Genomic DNA, 16,600 nt, shown 5'->3' with positions numbered 1-16,600 from the left:
CTTCCATTACTTACGCATTTTCGGATCCAATGCATCTCGAAGTCCGTCAGCCATCAGGTTAAAGCTTAGAATGACTAATGATATTATTGCTGAAGGCACTAACATCATATGAGGATAAGACTGAATCGATCTGTACCCATCATTAACCAAGGAACCTAATGAAGCTTTCGGAGGTGAAATCCCCAATCCGATAAAGCTTAAGAATGCTTCAGTATATATAGCTGCAGGAACTGTGAACATCGTGGTGATGATTACTGGTCCCATTACGTTAGGCAGCAAGTGCTTAAAGATTAGGCGGTTGCTGCTCGCACCCAAGGTACGTGAAGCAAGCACGAATTCCTGATTCTTCAATTGAAGGACCTGACCACGGACAATCCTGGCCATACCGGTCCATCCTGTTATGACCATCGCCATGGTGATCGAGAATATCCCTGGCTCAAATATCAAGATGAAGAGAATGACAACGATCAAGTTTGGTATACCTACTAGGATTTCAATGATACGCTGCATGACATCATCGACTTTTCCGCCATAGTATGCAGAAATACCACCGTATGAAATACCGATGATGAAGTCGATGATCGCTGCCAATATACCGATATATAGCGATACTCTTGTACCCGTCCAAGTTCTTGTCCATAAATCGCGTCCAAGGTCATCTGTACCGAACCAGTAGTTTACTTCAACATTCCTGGCTTCATATACGTCAAATCCATCTGCATCTTTTCCGTCAAAGGGCAGCCAACCAATCCCTGAAAGCGCTTCAATTTTAGGAGGAAGCTTTGCATGTCTAATTTCCTGTTGCTTAAAGCTGAATTCATTCATTCCCGGTCCAAATATCGCAAAGAACAAGATTATTGCAGTAATAATCATTCCGACAATGGCACCTTTACTTTTTCTTAATCTAATCCAGGCATCTTGCCAGAAATTCAAACTCGGTCTTTCGATTCTTTCAGCTTCGCTTTCATTGATCTTTTGATGCTGGAAGAGATCTGGACTAAGTTGATCTAATTTTCTTTTGTTTGATTCCATTATTTCTTCCCTCCAGCCAAACGAATACGTGGGTCAATGATTCCGTACATGATATCAACAAGGAAAATAACTCCTATGAATAATACACTAAAGAACAATGTAATTCCCATGATAACCGTATAATCGTTCGTATTGATAGATAATACGAACTGCTCACCTAATCCTGGAACAGCAAAAATACGCTCAATAACTAGTGAACCAGTCATAACAGCGACTGTCATTGGGCCTAAGATTGTAACGATTGGAATCATCGCATTTCGCACTGCATGTTTTACTACAGTTCCAATCTTTGAAATACCTTTTGCTTTTGCCAGTAAAATATAATCAGAGTTTAATATCTCAAGCATTTCAGTACGCATGAAACGCGCAATCGTTGCCACAACACCTACCGTAAGAGCTAGTGTTGGAAGTATCGTGTGTTTATACTCTCCCCAAAGGGCAACTGGAAGCCACTCTAGTTTTACACCTACATAGTATTGCAATAATGCAGCAAAAACGAATGAAGGGATTGAGATCCCTAAAACCGCTAGTATAGTAGAGCCATAATCCCAGACAGTATTATGTTTGATTGCTGCAATGATTCCTACTAATAATCCTAAAAACGTTCCTAATACCATAGCTTGGAATCCTAGAAGTGCGGAAGGTCCAATACGATCTCCAATGATTTGTGTAACCGGGCGGTTATCGTATTGAAATGATAAACCTAAATCACCCTGAGCAAGTCCGGTCATGTAGTTCACATACTGAACCGGCAGCGGGTCATTCAGACCGTATTTATCCAAAATGATTTGTTGTTGTTCCGGAGACAGCCTTTCTTGATTTTGTAGTGGAGATCCAGGCAGGAGCTTCATCAGAAAGAAAGTAGCGGTAGCAATGATAAGCAAAGTGATGATCATATAAACGAGTCGTTGAATTGTATATTTGACCATTCTTTAGCCCCCCTTTATTGTCTATTTTTTCATTTCATAAATAATTATAAAGATATTCGACAAATTTTCAATCTATTTTTACTTTTTAGTTTTTTTTCGACAATCAGTGGAAAAGGAGAGCGTATGCCCGCGCATACACTCTCCCTTTTAAGGTTTGTCATTGAGCTATGAATTACTCAACAGATGCCCACTTGTAAGAGTTATCTGCACCAAATGAATGGCGAAGGATACCTTTAACATATGGACGCTCTAGGTAAGAACTACCTCTTTGGTACATTGGGCTGATTGCTTGATCTTCGAAAAGAATCTTCTCTGCGTCGATCATCGCTTGCCAACGAGCTTCTAAATCACTAGCTAGTTCACCTTTAGCTTGCTCAACTAACTTGTCATACTCTGGATTAGAGTAAGCCATTTGGTTATGAGCTCCATCAGTAACGAACATGTCAACGAACGTCATCGGATCTGGATAGTCAGGACCCCATCCAGCGAATGAGAAGTCATAGTCACCTTTAGATTCTAAATCAAGTTTTTGCTTGAATGGTTGTGCTTTGATTGAAACAGTAAGACCTTCAAGGTTAGTTTCTAATTGTTCTTTAATGAATTCTCCGACTTTCTTAGAGCTTTCAGAGTCATAGTTTAATAGTTCGATTTCGAACGTATCTTTACCTAACTCTTCTTTCGCTTTTGCCCAGTGTTCTTTAGCTTTTTCAGTATCGTATCCACCGAAATCGCCAACAGTTTCGCGGTATTCAGCTCCGTCTGGACCTGATACGAAATCTTTAGGTACTAGATAGTACGCAGGCATTGAACCATTGTTCATAAGTACGTCAACCATACCTTGCTTGTCATAAGCAGCATCGATTGCTTTACGAGCGTGTACGTTAGCCATTAATTCGTTCTTTTGGTTTAAACGAAGGAAGAATACAGCAGTATCCGCTAGAGTTTTGAAGTTTGGATCATCTTTGTACTTGTCAACGAATTCAGCTGAAAGACCAGTAATATCAGCCTTTTCTGTTTCATAAAGGTTAACTGCTGTTGCAGTATCCTTAACGATGTTGAAGTTGATTTCTTTCAACTTGACAGTTTCTGCATCCCAGTAACCATCGTTTTTAGTTAATTTGAAGCTTTGTTCGTGCTTCCACTCAGAAAGTGTGAATGGACCGTTGTAAACTGCTTTATCAGCTTCAAGACCAAATTGATCGCCTTGAGCTTCTACGAATTTTTGGTTTTGAGGATAGAAAGTTGCGAAAGAAAGTAATGCTTTGAAGTAAGGTACTTGACCTTCAAGCTGTACTTCTAACGTTTTGTCATCAATTGCTTTAACACCTAATTCTTCAACTGGAACTTCACCAGCATTTACTTTAGCAGCGTTTTTGATATCGTACATGATGTACGCATACTCTGCACCAGTATCAGGGTTTAAAGCTTTTTGCCAAGAGTAAACGAAGTCGTTAGCAGTAACGGGATCTCCGTTTGACCATTTAGCATCACGAAGCTTGAACGTGTAAGTAAGACCATCTTCACTTACTTGCGGCTCTTCAGCAGCCATACCTAGTACTGCTTCGTCGTTCTCACCTAGACGGTAAAGACCTTCGAATACGTTGTTCATTACGTTGAATGAAACAGAGTCAGTAGCTAGTGTAGAGTCCATTGATGGGATCTCTGAACTCTCGATCAAGTTAAGTACTTGTTCTTTTTGCTCAGCAGGCTTGTCGCCGCCGTTGTCGCCTGATTCTCCGCCTTCTGCACCTTCATTGCCGCCACAAGCAGCTAGGAAAGTACTTAGAGCCAGAAGAAGAACCAGCAAGAATGAAAACTTTTTCTTCATCTTGAAATTGACCTCCTCGTAAATCTCATATTTATTTATCTTCTAATTTTCAGAAGATTTGTTACTTATTATACATGATAGAGATATTTTTGCAATATTAATTTAACAGTTTTTTTGCAAAATTATCAGATTAATAGGTAATAGGATCGTAAAACGTTGATTTATAAGGGTTTTCACCTTTACTTTTAGGGTGTTTGTCCTATTACAATTGTTACAATTGTCCGTTTTCATTTATTTTCCTGCTTCATCTTCTTGTCATGATTCTAACTAAATTGAAAGTTTCCGCTATTATATTTATAAATTTCACTGATTCTTTATTACAAATGTAAACTCTAGTATTCCCTCTAAAGAATTCAAGAAACCTTTACAACCCCTTCACTGTACGCGGGCAATAGATGATTGTGTTTAACCAGGATACAGTCACTCAGTAAATGTATATATATGAAATCCAATTGAAATTCACTGTCCTCATCATGTATACTTCTTATTAAAAAAGGTATAAAGGAGTATTATGAAACGTATATTTACTATTTATGTAATGGCGGTTTTGATCTTGATCATCTCTATCGTCTTTTCACTTGTTCAGGGTGATCCGCTCGCTCTTTCCACTCTAAACAGCTTATTTATTACAGGGATGATTTATTTAATCACGGGTGCTTTCCTGTATATATTTCAAAAGGGTTTCTTTAATGGCATTGTTTATGCTTTAAAGAGATTCAGAAGAAGTACGACTCAGGGTAAGTTCCTTTCCCAGTTTGATGATATCGATTCAACAAAGGAAGCTCACGAAGAATTCACAGTCGTCCGTTCATATAAAATCACCCGCTCCCTTCTTATAATAGGAAGTTCCCTTCTTGTACTGTCCCTGGCACTGTCCTATCTCATATACACTTGAATTAACTTTGTTTTTTCACTATAATAGGGATACTAATATCAAGGCGTAGATGAAGAGTAGTAACTAAAATTGTGATTTCAAGAGAGCTTGTGTCAGGTGTAAACAAGTAATCACCTTTTAGCGAATGGACTTCTGAGCCTTATTTGTGAATTTTCAGTAGCGAATAACGGATTTACCTCACGTTACAGAGGTTCCATGCAAGCTGCATGGACTAAGCTGACTCATGTTCGTGAGTACTTAGGGTGGCACCGCGGATATAATCCCATTCGTCCCTATTTTTTTAGGATGAATGGGTTTTTATTTTGGGTAAATATAGGAGGAAAAGCAATGAAGACAATATTTAGCGGAATTCAGCCAAGCGGAACGATTACACTTGGTAATTATATCGGGGCAATGAAGCAGTTTACAGAATTGCAAAATGAGTATAACTGTTACTTCTGTGTAGTAGATCAGCATGCGATTACTGTTCAGCAGGATAAAATGGAGCTGCGTAAAAACATCAAAAGCCTCGCAGCGCTCTATATCGCATGTGGCATCGATCCTGAAAAATCGACATTATTCATCCAGTCGGAAGTCCCTGCCCATGCGCAGGCGGGATGGATCCTGCAATGTGTAACGTATATTGGCGAACTTGAGCGAATGACTCAGTTCAAGGATAAATCGCATGGCAAGGAAGCTGTATCTGCCGGCTTATTGACATACCCGCCATTGATGGCAGCCGATATCCTTCTGTACGGGACTGATTTAGTACCTGTCGGCGAAGACCAGAAACAGCATTTGGAATTAACCCGAAATCTGGCAGAGCGATTTAACAATAAATACAATGACATCTTTACCATTCCTGAGGTCCGCATCCCTAAAGTCGGGGCCCGCGTCATGTCCCTGCAGGACCCGTTAAAGAAAATGAGTAAATCAGATGCCAATCAGAAAGCATTCATCACTTTGCTCGATGATCCAAAACAAATCGAGAAGAAAATCAAAAGTGCTGTCACAGACTCGGACGGCGTCGTGAAATACGATAAGGAAAACAAACCTGGCGTTTCGAATTTATTATCGATTTACTCCATCCTGGAGGGTATTTCCGTAGAAGAGCTGGAACAAAAATATGACGGAAAAGGGTACGGAGAGTTTAAAAGTGACCTTGCTCAAGTTGTCGTCAACGCCATCAAACCGATCCAGGACCGCTATAATGAATTGATTGACTCGGAAGAATTGGATGACATCCTTGACCGCGGTGCTGAAAAAGCGAATCGAGCTGCAGGCAAGATGCTTAAGAAAATGGAAAAGGCCATGGGACTTGGCCGTAAAGAGAGAAAAAGAAGATAATGGGAAAAATGCTGGAGCTTACATGGCTCCAGCATTTTTTTTTAGGCTTTTTCTTCCCTCCGCGTAATTGTAGGTTCCGCGCTTTTCACTTATTCTAAACCACAAAAAACCTCAAGCCCTATCAGGCTTAAGGTTTCGAAGTTCAATTCACTTTTGGACGGTTTTCAACTTCCCACAGTTTCTCAAAGAATGGCTGCCCCTTAATAAGGTTCTCACAAAGAGTGAGATGCTTGTGCGACCAACCATATTTCGTTTCTTCATACAGCATATTCCAAACGTCTTCAAAATCCATATCCTGAATCACGCGGTACTGTTCAGGTGCCCACTCCGTATACCAGTAACGGATTTCAGCCGTATTCTTAGAACCGTGCAGCTGATCAAGCGCCATAAACAGCAGCTGCTTCAGCTGTCTTTCTTTCCTTGTCAAACCATTCATCATATGGGGACTGGGGGAAAGAATATGATAGGAATTCTCCTGTTTCGGGTCATGTTCCACGGAGTACTCGATTGAATCGTGCCCATCCACCATTTCATAAACAAGCTGTTCCTGCCTTGGAATGAGCCTGCTTTTTCGGATAGGGACGGTGTATCCTATCGTATCGACTGCCAATATGCCTGTCCCATCTGTGACAATAAAGCAGTAATCCAGCTGAATGCGTTCATGATTCTTTCTTAAATATGCTTTTTGGTATACATCATTCAGCAGTTGTTGAGGTAATTCTGATAAATCATTCTCGATGTAATGAAAAAGGCCGGTATCCACTTTTAACAAAGGTACTTGATCTAACAACTCAATGACATCTTCTTTTCTCCATTCGTGAAAATGGCACACATTGTAGCCATTTTCTTCGCCTTCAAACCAATTTACCCATACATCATGAAGATATAACATGATTGACCCCTCGCTTTGCTACAATCTTATTTGTCAATCAGTATAGGCAGAAAAGAGTAAAAATATTCCTGAATGCGCACCTTTTATAGATAGTTGTTATTTTTTCTGCGAGGCAAATAAATCGTCAGGGTAATGATGAGAATGCCAACAAGGAATAGATAACATTCTACTCGTGTGCTTACAAATAGCAAATATTCTAAAATGGTCATACCTGTTGTAAGAAGGTTCAAATAAATGATCAGACTCACTCCTCCGGAAACAGCCAGTCCAAATCCTATAAATAATATGAACATACGAAACACCATGCCTTCCGCCTCTACCCTCTTTTTGCTTGTCCTTTTATACTATAGTTTATGTGCAGCAGAGGGATATATGACGAAAACAGGTGTTTGCCTATTCCACTTCAATGGAGGTTGATGTTTTTTTGTTGGGTAAGAAGAAGGAAGATGGTTTCCCCATGAACAGATTTGTCACTGCTTGCTTATTTTTTCGTGCATGTTCCACCAGATAATAGCCTGCAGCATAACCAAGCATTCTAGGATAACTTTTTTGACCTAGAAGTAAATGATCATGGAGTGGATTCACCCGCGTAATGTTCAGGTTCGGTTGAATCCACTTTTCATAATATCGCGAGAGCTCTTTGTCATCGTATGCTTTTGTCCAGGCCGCTACGTACTCAGAACCGCAGTACTCGCGCACAGCATGCTCAGCGAGACCTTCAAATATGATTGAATCCAATAATGTGTAATCTTCATCTTTCTTTTTCAATCTGTCCATTCTCACGCAATGGTGATACTCATGAACAAATAACGCTTCATATTCTTTTATATCTTCCTGTTCCTTTAAAAATAAATAAATTTCATCTTTGAAGCACACGCCTGATTTTTTCATAGAAGTTTGAAAAAGCCCTCTTCTCTCCTGTACAGGAAGCAGATAAACAGGTACATTCGGACCATCCCATCTTCTTCTATAAAGCCTCTCAAGCTTCATAAAAACTTCCCATAGTTTGTTTTCCTTCATGGATTCATAAATTTTTTTCGCAGCGATTGCAGGACGGTACATTCCATGCTTCATGAGGTATTGATACAGGGATTCCACATCGTCAGATCTTCCCTGTTTTGTTTTCTTTAAGATCGCTAATGGATTGTCGAGCGATTCTGCCAGCCATTCATCGGTCGGAGCAATTGTCACATACATCCCTCTTTCACTTTTTTTAAATATATATGTAGAAAAAGAGATTTTAGTAACAGGTAAAGCCGCCCTATAAAACAAAAAAAGCGCACGAATATTGATTCGTACGCTCTTCAAACTCGTTATTTTGTATATTTCTTGAACACCAGTGTGGCATTGTGTCCGCCGAAGCCAAGTGAGTTGCTCATCGCCACATTCACTTCACGTTTTCTGGCTTCATTTGCCACATAGTCCAGGTCGCAATCCGCATCCGGAGTATCCAGGTTAATGGTTGGTGGAAGAATACTATCTTTCATTGCCAATACCGTGAAGATGGCCTCCACTCCTCCAGCAGCTCCCAATAGGTGGCCAGTCATTGATTTAGTGGAGCTCATGGCAAGCTTATATGCATGTTCACCAAATACTTCTTTGACTGCCATCGTTTCGTATTTATCATTATATGGAGTACTCGTACCGTGAGCGTTGATATAATCAAGTTCTTCCGGGCGCACTCCTCCATCCTCGAGGGCCATTCTCATAGCTCTTGCTCCGCCTTCCCCTGCAGGTGCAGGTGCTGTAATATGATAGGCATCTCCCGTGCTTCCGTATCCTGCAACTTCAGCATAAATGGTAGCTCCGCGTTTCAAAGCATGTTCCAGCTCCTCCAACACGACAACTCCAGCTCCTTCCCCCATTACGAATCCATCCCGGTTCGCATCGAATGGACGTGAAGCTTTCTCTGGATCGGTATTGGTTGAAAGTGCTGTGTTGGCACAGAATCCTGCGACGGACATTTTCGTGATAGGTGCTTCCGCTCCTCCTGAGATCATGACGTCGGCATCCCCGCGCTGAATGACCTTGAACGCATCACCGATTGAATTAGTACCTGTTGCACAAGCTGTTACTGTGCATGAGTTAACGCCTTTAGCGCCAAGCATGATCGACACTTGTCCGGTTGCCATATCCGGGATGATCATTGGCACGAAGAACGGACTTACACGGCGGTAACCGCGTTTTTGGAAGGTTTCATATTGGTTTTCGAATGTCTCCATTCCACCAATTCCCGAGCCGATCCATACCCCTACACGATGGGCGTTTTCATCGGTAATATCTAACTTCGAGTCCTTGACGGCCATCATGGAAGCTGCAACCGCATAGTGGGTGAAGCGGTCCATCTTTCTTGCTTCTTTACGCTCGACGTATTCTTCTATATCAAAATCTTTTAACTCAGCCGCCACTTTCGCAGGATACTCATCAGCATTAAGCCTCGTTAATGGGCCAATCCCCGTTTTCCCTTCCAAAATGCCGTTCCAGGTTGTTTCTACATTATTCCCTAATGGAGTCACAGCTCCTAAGCCAGTTATAACAACACGTTTATTGTTCATTCGATCCATCTCCTTTTAAACAAATTGTAGAAGAGTTACACTTTATTTACCCCAACGCATCACGATTGCGCCCCACGTCAGGCCGCCGCCGAAGCCTACCATGACAACGACATCATCTTCTTTTACTCTTCCCTCCTGCAGATCTTCTACCAGTGATACTGGAATGGAAGCTGCTGAAGTATTGCCGTATTTATTAACTGTTTTTGACATCTTTTCAACCGGAAGATCCAAACGCTGTCTGGCAGCTTCCATGATTCTAATATTGGCCTGATGAGGAATAAGGAAGTCTACATCCTCTTTTTTCAATCCGGCTTTTTCGATAACATTCACACTTGATTCACCCATTTGACGGACGGCAAACTTGAATACTTCCCTTCCGTTCATCACGATGTTTTCTTCTTGGTACAAATGTTTTGCTCCCGAACCGTCCGACCCAAGTTCGAATGCAAGAATCCCTTTTCCATCAGATACAGGTCCAAGGACTGCAGCACCTGCCGCGTCTCCAAATAGAACAGCTGTATTTCGATCATCCCAATCCGTTATCTTCGAGAGCTTCTCTACTCCAACGATCAGAACATTTTTATAAACACCATTGTCGATGAATTGTTTTGCAGTAATCATACCATACATGAACCCTGCACATGCCGCACTGATATCCATGGCAGCAGCTCTTTTTGCTCCCAGTCTATCCTGCAGCAAGCAGGCTACCGAAGGAAAAGGCCGGTCCGGTGTAACAGTGGCAACCAGTATCAGATCAATATCTTCAGGTGTGATCTCCGCATCAGCGATTGCTTTCTTTGCAGCCTCATAAGCCATATCCGAAGTTTCAATGTGCTCACCTGCTACACGTCTTTCTTCAATTCCAGTCCGTGTACGGATCCACTCATCAGAAGTATCGACCATTTTCTCTAAATCTGCATTTGTTAAAATCTTTTCAGGAAGGTAACGCCCAATTCCGATTATCCCTGTATTCATACTGGCATCCCCTGCTTTCTTATATTTTCGTTCTCCCAATACAATAAGTTTATTATCAATTATTATGACTTGGTACTAATTTTAACGAAAATCGTTTATTTGTGCAATGGTTTTATGATTCCCCTAAAACTCAACATACGTTCATACTCTTACAATCCCCCATTTTCCAGAATGAATGACCATTTACAAGGGGAACTAAAAAAGACTGCCATCTGTTGGGCAGTCTTTTTAACGATCAATCGTTATGTACGGCATCTTTCTTGCCTAATTCATATGCTTCCCCCATCACCTGGGTGAAAAGAGTCATAAATGGCTGAAGCATTTCCGGCGATAATTCAATGCCCGCTTCATCCAGCGTCTGTTTTGCCTGTGGTAAGTACTTCATTGCAATTTGCATAAATTCCATCGATTTGTCGTGATTCATTACTTTGCTTCCTTCCCGTTTGGTAATTTCCCTGTTTCGATATAGTTTCTGACATGCTTGTTGATAGCGGTTTGGAATTCCTCGGGGACCAATGGACTGAACTTACCCATAGAAATAACACCATCTTTAAAATCAAACTCAAGAACCCCTGATGATAACTCCCCTTCAGAAAATTTATCCGCCACTACTTCATATAGCTTATCAGCATGCTGGACGGTGCTTGTGAGGACCGTGGACTCTCCAAGATCTGACTGATCGGATACATACCCGATCGCAAACAACCCCCGCTCTTTTAGTTCTTCGATAACAGCTACATTATAGCCATCTCCGGCGGGATATACAACATCCGCATCCTGATTTACCAATGCATTCAATCGTTCCAACGCCCTTGGTTTGTCATCCCAATCCCTGGTATATTCAACAATTACCTCAATATCCTCATTCTGATACCTTGCTCCATCGACAAATCCCTTTACTTCAGGCTGCCAATCAAAAGCTGCAATCACGCCGATCTTATCTGTTTTGGTATGCTGAGCTGCTGTCATGCCGCCGAAGAAACCCATGGAATACCCTTTGAACTTCAAGCTGGTCGTGTTCTTTTCAGAAGCATCACCATTGAAACTTACAAACTGAATATCAGGATATTCATTGGATATACGATTAAAGACCTCTGCATATTCACTGCCATGCCCAAAAACCAAGTTAACGTCGCCTTTTTGATATTCCTTTATTGCCTGTTCGATTGATGTATCATTGTTCATGCTCTCTTTATAAAATACGTCTACATTGTGATTTGATTGGATTTTTAACAATCCTTTGTACCCTTTCGTCCCCCAGACCCCGTCATTTACTGTTTCCGGAACAAGTAAGCCTACATTTTCTAATTCTCCGGAGGCATTTCCGTTCATACATCCGTTTATTCCAAGCGCTAAAACCGCCAGAATGAGAAAGTATAGTTTCTTTTTCATGTGCAGCAACTCCTTTAAAGCTCATGCAGCGCCGATAAAAAGAATCAATAGAAAAATATTACACCAATATGTCTATTTTACCTTTATCGGTATTCATATAAAAGAGAAATTTTTCTTATTCATGTCATCACAGAATGTTCATTCTCTGTTTCTGTTCCCTCAAAATGGTTTCATGTGATTTAGAAGGATGTACAATGATGGATTCACCTTCATTGTTTCGTTCTTGTACGGGAGGGATGATGTCTTGATCGGTTATATAAGAAAGTGCTTCTTTCCAGCTGTTTTCCGAGAGTGATTTCAATGAGTAAGTTCCTCTGCCCCCTGAATGTTTAATGATGCTATTGGCAGCATCTTTCACATAGATGGCACCACTCGGATCATCTACATACTGAGGTTCTTCATCCTTCCCACACAATATTTGAGAAAAAAGAAATTGTGAAGGTTGATGCGAACCATAAAGTGTAGGCAGGTAAAAGGTGCTCGATGCAGCCTTAATGTGTCCCATTCCTTTATTTCTTTCAGAATGATTAGAAAAGATTTGAACAATTTCGGGCAGGTTTTCACGATGAGGATAATCTTGTTCTATCAATGCAATGCATTCAAACTCACTCCCGCCCAATTGGTCATAATAAGGGAGAAACAATCTGCATTCAAGCGGCAGTTCCCGATCCCAAGTATGTGTAGGAACGTATTGAATGTTAGCGTTTCTCCCTATTTCCAACCATTTATCTTTAGTTTCCCCATCGTCATCAACGGCTGTCACAGTCCATCCTCTTTCCAGCAGGGCATTACAGAGCTCAAATCCCAAATATTGCTGGGCCGCAAGCACAATCGCATGATTCAAATCACTCACTCCTAATCAAGACTATAATTCCTTCTCGTGTAATGAGAAGTAAGAGGCAAATTTCAATCCTAGTGAATTTCTTTTTTCCGGAAGCACATAAAAGAGATCGGTTGAAAAACCTCTCCCTAAACGACGTGTATATATATCTTTTATGAGAGGAAATTGATTTTTATAACGATTAACATGATAGGATTGAACAATATAAAGCGGAATAGGGATGTCCTTAAACACCTCATAATCATATTGTGATTGAATCAGAACCTGTTCATAGTCTTCTTTCTTTATCCCCCTGGATTCAGCCAATTCTTTCAGAAGCTTTTTATAGAAGAATTTTTGTTCTTTTTCCTGCTGGATCAGCTCATATAGGGAGAGACACGGTGTGAGCATCACCACTCCCCGTATATCGTTTTTCATCTTTGAATAGAGCTCTTTGAATACAAGTGCCCCCATCCCTTCTGTCAGGATGTGAATCTTGCCATTGATGATTTCTTTACGCTTCACATATTGAAATAGTCTGACCGCTAACTCCACTGCCTGACCACTACCCCAATTGGCTCCATATAGATTGCTGTAATAAACAATGTATCCTTTGGCCGTTAAATCATTAATCCACTTTTTCCTGGCTTCATGCTGCTCCCAAAAGCTTGTTTTATCGTCTACATAATGGTGATGGTCACCAAGGATCATGACAGCGAATCCATTAGGTCTTTCAGGATAATGAATCATGCACCACTCTTTATCTAATTGAAACAATCGCCGATTCATTAAAATTCTCCTTTTACATAGTGAGTCACTACAGTTTATGTACAGAAAGAATTTTTGAAAGGAAGTTTGCCTATTTAATGTAAAATTATGAACAAGTTATTACCTTCTGCAGAGCGAATGTTAAGGGTTACATTTTCACATATTCGCCATTTATTATTTAAAATAGGTGTGGTATGATTAAAAAGATTGGAAATGGTGGTAACCCATCTACATATGGATAAAATAGAGGAACGAGGTGACTGGCGTGAGATTTTTCTGGACATTTTTCTGGGCGTTTGTTTTAACACAGATGTTAACTTACGTTGTAAGTTCAATGAATGGATTAGCGTTTCATTTTGAAACAGGATTGATCTTATCAATTGCGATTACAATTTTACTTTTTGTCATTACATTGATCATTCCAAACGATCCTGTCGAGGATCATCATTAAAAAGCAGCCTGTTGCAGGCTGCTTTTTATTATGTGTACACTTGTTTACTCAATTACTGTAAGATACAGCCCTTCATCCCCGGCATCGATCATCACTTCTTTATTTGCTCCAATATTTCCTGCAATCAGTTCCCTTGCCAGCTTTGTTTCGATTTCCCTTTGGAGATACCTCTTTAAAGGGCGTGCTCCATAGACAGGATCGTAAGCGGCTTGTGCAATGAACTCTTTGCCTTTTTCAGACAGGTTTATGGATATTTGCTGTTCCTCTACCCGGGACTGTAATTGTGTTAGCAGCTTTTCGATGATTCCTTTGACATTTTCGATACTGAGCGGTTTGAATAGGATGATGTCATCCACTCGGTTCAGGAATTCAGGTCTGAATGAGCCCCTCAGCTGCTTCATCACAAGCTCTTTCGTTTCATCATCAATTTCTTTTTCATCTTTATTCCTCTCCAGTAAATAGGATGAGCCAATGTTGGAAGTCATGATGATGACCGTGTTTTTACAATCAACCGTTCTCCCTTGCGAATCAGTAATGCGTCCGTCGTCGAGCATTTGCAGTAATATATTGAACACTTCAGGATGAGCCTTTTCGATTTCATCGAGCAGGATCACGGAATACGGTTTCCTTCTGATGGCTTCTGTGAGCTGTCCGCCCTCTTCATAGCCGACGTAACCAGGAGGTGCCCCGACCAGTCTTGATACGGCATGCTTCTCCATATATTCAGACATATCCATTCTTATCATTTGTTCTTCACTGTCAAATAAAGTGTGGGCAAGCGTCTTGGCAAGCTCTGTCTTCCCAACTCCGGTGGGGCCAAGGAATATGAACGAACCGATTGGTCGATTCGGATCCTTGATCCCGGCCCTTGCCCGGATCACTGCATCGCTGACAAGATCTACTGCTTCATCCTGCCCGATGACACGTTCATGCAAAATCTTATCAAGCTTCAATAGTTTTTCCCTTTCACCCTCGACCAGCTTGGTTACAGGGATCCCGGTCCATCTGGCTACGATGTTTGCCACTTCTTCTTCCGTCACTTCTTCCCTTACAAGCCTTCCCTCTTGTTCCTTCATCATTTCCTGTTCAAGGGACTGAAGTTCTTTCTCCATTGCAGGAATCCTGCCGTGTCTAAGTTCTGCAGCTTTGTTTAAGTCATAGTCGCTTTCCGCTTCATCAAGCTGGCGTCTAAGCTTCTCCAACTCTTCCCGCTTCTCCTGGACAACCCCTATGCTTTCTTTCTCTTTTAGCCACTTGAGCTTCATCGCACCGGATTTTTCTTTCAGATTACTTAAATCTTCCATGATCCGGCTCAAACGTTCCTTACTTTGTTCATCTTTTTCTTTCGTCAATGCCGCTTCTTCGATTTCAAGCTGCATCACTTTACGGGTCACTTCATCCAGCTCGGAAGGCATTGAATCAATTTCTGTACGGATCATTGCGCATGCCTCATCAATCAGATCAATCGCTTTATCCGGCAGAAAACGATCTGAAATGTACCGATCTGACAGCCTAGCCGCAGCGACAATCGCGCGGTCGTGGATATTGACACCATGGTGGATTTCAAATCGTTCCTTCAACCCCCTTAGAATCGATACGGTATCTTCCACGTTCGGCTCCTGTACCAACACCTGTTGAAAGCGGCGCTCCAACGCCGGATCTTTTTCTATATATTTTCGGTATTCATTCAGCGTAGTGGCACCGATACAGTGAAGTTCACCCCTGGCAAGCATTGGTTTCAGTATGTTGCCGGCATCCATAGCACCTTCTGTTTTTCCAGCTCCGACAATCGTATGGAGTTCATCGATAAACAAAAGGATTTTCCCTTCGCTTTTTTTCACTTCTGTCAGGACAGCTTTTAATCTCTCTTCAAATTCCCCGCGAAACTTTGCCCCTGCAACGAGTGAACTCATGTCAAGTTCAAATATGGTTTTATCCTTAAGCCCCTCGGGAACGTCCTTTCTTACGATCCTCTGCGCCAACCCCTCCACGATTGCTGTTTTCCCCACTCCCGGTTCACCGATCAGTACTGGGTTATTCTTCGTTTTTCTCGAAAGGATGCGGATGACATGACGGATTTCACTGTCCCTGCCGATGACAGGATCGATTTTTCCTGATTTGACTTCAGCTACGAGATCCCTCCCATACTTCTCAAGTGCTTCGTATGTAACTTCTGGATTTTGCGTATTCACCTTTTTTCCCCCTCTTATGGAAGTAATGATCGTTGTCAGCTGCTCTTTTGTGATTCCTTTTTCCTTCATATATTTGCTGACGGGATGATCAGTTTGCTGAAATAAAGCAAGGATTAAGTGTTCGATTGATAAAAAATCATCCCCCCATTGTCTTTGGAGCTTTTCTCCTTCGATAAACAGGCGGTTTACATCATTGGATAAGTATTGTCCATACCGTACTCCAGAACCTTCAACCGCGGGAATTCCTTTCAGCTTTTGATGAATAAAATCATGGAGATCAGACGTATTTATCCCAGCTTTTTCATAGATGGATGTAAGAAGTCCATGCTGGTTTTGAATAAAAACCTTCCATAGGTGAAGTATCCGTATATCGGTATGCTTATGGTCTTTGGCAATCTGGCCTGCAGCGGCAAGTCCTTCTTGAATACTGTGTGTCATGGAATCAACATTCATGTGCTCAACACCTCTCCTTGACCTTTATTGACCTTTTCTTCATTATATCTCTTTATCATGATAATGAAAAAGAAAAAGAACAAGGAATGACC

The 16,600-nt window shown here is 41.3% G+C and carries 16 protein-coding genes and 1 other annotated feature; of the genes, 3 read left to right on the top strand and 13 right to left on the bottom strand.

Features of this window, described 5'->3' with window-relative positions:
* Nucleotides 1-6: 6 nt before the first annotated feature.
* The 3 genes from opp3C to ACUXV2_RS05475 form a co-directional block, all read right to left on the bottom strand.
* On the bottom strand, nt 7-1,032 hold the full coding sequence (gene opp3C / locus ACUXV2_RS05485) for an oligopeptide ABC transporter permease (RefSeq protein WP_446246039.1): 1,026 nt from the start codon (nt 1,030-1,032) through the stop codon (nt 7-9).
* Complete coding sequence (gene opp3b, locus ACUXV2_RS05480; protein WP_446246038.1) at nt 1,032-1,961, bottom strand: oligopeptide ABC transporter permease; 930 nt, start codon at nt 1,959-1,961, stop codon at nt 1,032-1,034. The genes opp3C and opp3b overlap by 1 nt, the downstream gene beginning before the upstream one ends.
* A 172-nt stretch (nt 1,962-2,133) precedes the next feature.
* On the bottom strand, nt 2,134-3,789 hold the full coding sequence (locus ACUXV2_RS05475) for a peptide ABC transporter substrate-binding protein (RefSeq protein ID WP_446246037.1): 1,656 nt from the start codon (nt 3,787-3,789) through the stop codon (nt 2,134-2,136).
* A 511-nt stretch (nt 3,790-4,300) separates the two neighbouring features.
* Between ACUXV2_RS05475 and ACUXV2_RS05470 the strand changes: the two genes are divergently transcribed.
* Entirely contained in the window at nt 4,301-4,684 is a 384-nt protein-coding gene (locus ACUXV2_RS05470; RefSeq protein WP_446246036.1) for a DUF3899 domain-containing protein, read from the top strand.
* Nucleotides 4,685-4,721: 37 nt separating this feature from the next.
* Nucleotides 4,722-4,961 (top strand) — a binding site (T-box leader).
* Nucleotides 4,962-5,011: 50 nt separating this feature from the next.
* Complete coding sequence (gene trpS / locus ACUXV2_RS05465) at nt 5,012-6,010, top strand: tryptophan--tRNA ligase (protein WP_446246035.1); 999 nt, start codon at nt 5,012-5,014, stop codon at nt 6,008-6,010.
* Between the two features lie 142 nt (nt 6,011-6,152).
* Here the strand turns inward: trpS and ACUXV2_RS05460 are convergent, their stop codons facing one another.
* From ACUXV2_RS05460 to ACUXV2_RS05420, 9 genes are all read right to left on the bottom strand, one after another.
* On the bottom strand, nt 6,153-6,902 hold the full coding sequence (locus tag ACUXV2_RS05460) for a DUF3603 family protein (protein ID WP_446246034.1): 750 nt from the start codon (nt 6,900-6,902) through the stop codon (nt 6,153-6,155).
* Nucleotides 6,903-6,985: 83 nt separating this feature from the next.
* The gene (locus ACUXV2_RS05455) at nt 6,986-7,207 is read right to left on the bottom strand and encodes a hypothetical protein (protein WP_446246033.1); all 222 of its coding nucleotides are present in this window, start codon (nt 7,205-7,207) and stop codon (nt 6,986-6,988) included.
* Between the two features lie 88 nt (nt 7,208-7,295).
* Entirely contained in the window at nt 7,296-8,093 is a 798-nt protein-coding gene (locus ACUXV2_RS05450) for a DUF2268 domain-containing protein (RefSeq protein WP_446246032.1), read from the bottom strand.
* Between the two features lie 122 nt (nt 8,094-8,215).
* Nucleotides 8,216-9,457: a beta-ketoacyl-ACP synthase II gene (fabF, locus tag ACUXV2_RS05445; protein ID WP_446246031.1), complete on the bottom strand. Its 1,242-nt coding sequence runs from the start codon at nt 9,455-9,457 to the stop codon at nt 8,216-8,218.
* A 42-nt stretch (nt 9,458-9,499) separates the two neighbouring features.
* The gene (locus ACUXV2_RS05440; protein WP_446246030.1) at nt 9,500-10,432 is read right to left on the bottom strand and encodes a beta-ketoacyl-ACP synthase III; all 933 of its coding nucleotides are present in this window, start codon (nt 10,430-10,432) and stop codon (nt 9,500-9,502) included.
* Nucleotides 10,433-10,667: 235 nt separating this feature from the next.
* Nucleotides 10,668-10,856 carry a ComZ family protein gene (locus ACUXV2_RS05435; protein ID WP_446246029.1) on the bottom strand — a complete coding sequence of 63 codons (189 nt, stop codon included), beginning with the start codon at nt 10,854-10,856 and terminating at the stop codon, nt 10,668-10,670.
* Entirely contained in the window at nt 10,856-11,824 is a 969-nt protein-coding gene (locus ACUXV2_RS05430; RefSeq protein ID WP_446246028.1) for a BMP family ABC transporter substrate-binding protein, read from the bottom strand. Before ACUXV2_RS05430 ends, ACUXV2_RS05435 begins: the two co-directional genes overlap by 1 nt.
* Nucleotides 11,825-11,951: 127 nt before the next feature.
* The gene (locus tag ACUXV2_RS05425) at nt 11,952-12,668 is read right to left on the bottom strand and encodes a hypothetical protein (RefSeq protein WP_446246027.1); all 717 of its coding nucleotides are present in this window, start codon (nt 12,666-12,668) and stop codon (nt 11,952-11,954) included.
* A gap of 21 nt (nt 12,669-12,689) precedes the next feature.
* A complete protein-coding gene (locus ACUXV2_RS05420; protein WP_446246026.1) occupies nt 12,690-13,433 on the bottom strand; it encodes a hydrolase in 744 nt (247 codons plus the stop codon).
* Between the two features lie 244 nt (nt 13,434-13,677).
* Here ACUXV2_RS05420 and ACUXV2_RS05415 point away from each other — a divergent pair, with 244 nt between their 5' ends.
* A complete protein-coding gene (locus ACUXV2_RS05415) occupies nt 13,678-13,863 on the top strand; it encodes a YjzD family protein (protein WP_446246025.1) in 186 nt (61 codons plus the stop codon).
* A gap of 44 nt (nt 13,864-13,907) precedes the next feature.
* On the opposite strand, the gene clpB is transcribed toward ACUXV2_RS05415, so the two are convergent.
* Complete coding sequence (gene clpB, locus ACUXV2_RS05410) at nt 13,908-16,508, bottom strand: ATP-dependent chaperone ClpB (RefSeq protein ID WP_446246024.1); 2,601 nt, start codon at nt 16,506-16,508, stop codon at nt 13,908-13,910.
* Nucleotides 16,509-16,600: the final 92 nt, after the last annotated feature.

It is taken from the genome of Rossellomorea sp. NS-SX7 (genome assembly GCF_052828565.1).
This window is presented reverse-complemented; position numbering and strand designations above follow the sequence as displayed.